General features: G+C 54.4%; 1 tRNA gene and 2 rRNA genes. All 3 read left to right on the top strand.

Features of this window, described 5'->3' with window-relative positions:
• Positions 1 to 33: 33 nt before the first annotated feature.
• The 3 genes from ACH0AE_RS17555 (at position 34) to ACH0AE_RS17565 (ending at position 3,264) form a co-directional block, all read left to right on the top strand.
• Positions 34 to 2,824 (top strand): 23S ribosomal RNA (locus ACH0AE_RS17555).
• Between the two features lie 126 nt (positions 2,825 to 2,950).
• Positions 2,951 to 3,065: ribosomal RNA gene (rrf, locus tag ACH0AE_RS17560) — 5S ribosomal RNA — on the top strand.
• A gap of 122 nt (positions 3,066 to 3,187) precedes the next feature.
• Positions 3,188 to 3,264 (top strand) — tRNA-Met (locus tag ACH0AE_RS17565).
• The last annotated feature ends 1 nt before the right edge of the window (position 3,265 follow it).

The following is a 3,265-nucleotide window of genomic DNA, read 5'->3' on the forward strand; positions in this document are numbered from 1 at the left end:
CGATCCAGTGTTGTCGTTGGTGGTGTGGACTCTCAAGCGTGAGGTAAGGGCAATTCGTGGATGCCTTGGCATGTACAGGCGATGAAGGACGTGGCACGCTGCGATAAGCGTCGGTGAGGTGTGAGCAACCTTTGACCCGACGATTTCCGAATGGGGAAACCCACCTATCCCGATTATCTCTTCTCGGTTCGCCGGGTGGAAGTAATTGGGAAAAAGGTATCACTTAGCTGAATAAAATAGGCTTCGTGAAGCGAACCCGGGGAACTGAAACATCTCAGTACCTGGAGGAAAAGACATCAACCGAGATTCCGTTAGTAGTGGCGAGCGAACGCGGACCAGGCCAGTGCCTTCAATTCAACTAGCAGAAGCTTCTGGAAAGTAGCGCCGTAGCGGGTGACAGCCCCGTATGCGAAAGTGAGATTGAAGGACTTGAGTAGGGCGGGACACGTGTAATCCTGTCTGAATATAGGGGGACCACCCTCTAAGCCTAAATACTCGTACATGACCGATAGCGAACTAGTACCGTGAGGGAAAGGTGAAAAGCACCCCGATGAGGGGAGTGAAACAGTACCTGAAACGGATTGCCTACAAGCAGTTGGAGGGTCCTTGAGGCCTGACAGCGTACCTCTTGCATAATGGGTCTGTGACTTAATGTATCAAGCAAGCTTAAGCCGATAGGTGTAGGCGCAGCGAAAGCGAGTCTGAATAGGGCGCCATAGTTTGATGTATTAGACCCGAAACCCGGCGATCTAGGCATGACCAGGATGAAGGTGCGGTAACACGCACTGGAGGTCCGAACCGATTAACGTTGAAAAGTTACCGGATGAGTTGTGTTTAGGGGTGAAAGGCCAATCAAGCCGGGAAATAGCTGGTTCTCCGCGAAAACTATTGAGGTAGTGCCTCGGACGAACACCCTAGGGGGTAGAGCACTGGATGGATGCGGGGGTCGCGAGATCTACCAACTCTAACCAAACTCCGAATACCTAGGAGTGATATCCGGGAGACAGACGGCGGGTGCTAAGGTCCGTCGTCAAAAGGGAAACAGCCCTGACCTACAGCTAAGGTCCCCAAGTCACGTCTAAGTGGGAAAGCATGTGGGAATCCCAAAACAACCAGGAGGTTGGCTTAGAAGCAGCCATCCTTTAAAGAAAGCGTAACAGCTCACTGGTCTAAACAAGGGTTCCTGCGGCGAAGATGTAACGGGGCTCAAGACGTGCACCGAAGCTTAGGGTGTGTACTTTTGTACACGCGGTAGCGGAGCGTTCCGTAAGCCTGCGAAGCCATCTGGTAATGGGTGGTGGAGGTATCGGAAGTGCGAATGCAGACATGAGTAGCGATAAAGAGGGTGAGATGCCCTCTCGCCGAAAGACCAAGGGTTCCTGCGCAAGGCTAATCCGCGCAGGGTGAGCCGGCCCCTAAGACGAGCCCGAAGGGGGTAGTCGATGGGAATGCGGTTAATATTCCGCAGCCTGGTGGTGTGTGACGGATGGTGTGTGTTGTACGTCCTTATCGGATTGGACGTGCTTCGAAACTGTCCCGGGAAATAGCCCCACCGTATAGACCGTACCCGAAACCGACACAGGTGGTCAGGTAGAGTATACCAAGGCGCTTGAGAGAAGTGTCCTGAAGGAACTCGGCAAATTGCCTCCGTACCTTCGGAAGAAGGAGGCCCTCATTCCGGGCAACCGGTATGAGGGGGCACAGGCCAGGGGGTAGCGACTGTTTAGCAAAAACACAGGGCTCTGCTAAGTCGGCTTCAAGACGACGTATAGGGCCTGACGCCTGCCCGGTGCCTGAAGGTTAAGAGGAGGAGTGCAAGCTCTGAATTGAAGCCCAGGTAAACGGCGGCCGTAACTATAACGGTCCTAAGGTAGCGAAATTCCTTGTCGGGTAAGTTCCGACCTGCACGAATGGCGTAACGACTTCCCCACTGTCTCCAGGACATGCTCAGCGAAATTGAATTCTCCGTGAAGATGCGGAGTACCCGCGGTTAGACGGAAAGACCCCGTGCACCTTTACTGCAGCTTCAGAGTGGCATTAGGAAAGAACTGTGTAGCATAGGTGGGAGGCTTTGAAGCATTGGCGCCAGCTGATGTGGAGCCATAGGTGAAATACCACCCTGTTGTTTTCTGATGTCTAACCTCGTTCCGTAAGCCGGAACAGGGACCCTCTGTGGCGGGTAGTTTGACTGGGGCGGTCGCCTCCTAAAGAGTAACGGAGGCGCGCGATGGTGGGCTCAGGCCGGTTGGAAACCGGCTGTTAGAGTGCAATGGCATAAGCCCGCCTGACTGCGAGACTGACAAGTCGAGCAGAGACGAAAGTCGGTCATAGTGATCCGGTGGTCCCTCGTGGAAGGGCCATCGCTCAACGGATAAAAGGTACGCCGGGGATAACAGGCTGATAACCCCCAAGAGCTCATATCGACGGGGTTGTTTGGCACCTCGATGTCGGCTCATCACATCCTGGGGCTGGAGCAGGTCCCAAGGGTTTGGCTGTTCGCCAATTAAAGTGGTACGTGAGCTGGGTTCAGAACGTCGCGAGACAGTTTGGTCCCTATCTGCCGTGGGCGTCGAAATTTGAGAGGAGTTGACCCTAGTACGAGAGGACCGGGTTGAACGTACCTCTGGTGTACCTGTCGTCGTGCCAACGGCGCAGCAGGGTAGCTATGTACGGACGGGATAACCGCTGAAAGCATCTAAGCGGGAAGCCTCCCTCGAGATAAGATTTCACAGGACGGTCGGAGACCACGACCTTGATAGATCGGATGTGGAAGTGCGGTAACGCATGGAGCTAACCGATACTAATCGTCCTATTCGCGCTTGAGAGTCCCACCATCAACGACAGCCCTGGCTGTCCATGACGGTCGGATGATGAAAGCTCGACGCCAGAAACAACTTACTTACGTAAACAGTGCATCGATTTTAGAACCGTACACCCGCAGGCTTCATTGCCTGGTGACCATAGCGTCGGTGTCCCACCCGATCCCATCCCGAACTCGGCCGTGAAACCCGACTGCGCCAATGGTACTATCGCTTAAGCGATGGAAGAGTAGGGCGTCGCCAGGCATTGCAGCTTGCGGATGTACGTGTTTCGAACCCATTCATAACGTCGTCCTCAAGGACAACCCGTCGCCTCCGCCAACACGCGGAGGCGTTCGTGTTTCCAAAAAGGACAACACACCAAGTGTCGCGGGGTGGAGCAGCCCGGTAGCTCGTCAGGCTCATAACCTGAAGGTCACAGGTTCAAATCCTGTCCCCGCAACCAA

It is taken from the genome of Sphingomonas sp. 179-A 2A2 NHS (genome assembly GCF_045371305.1).
In the GTDB taxonomy this organism is placed as follows: domain Bacteria; phylum Pseudomonadota; class Alphaproteobacteria; order Sphingomonadales; family Sphingomonadaceae; genus Sphingomonas.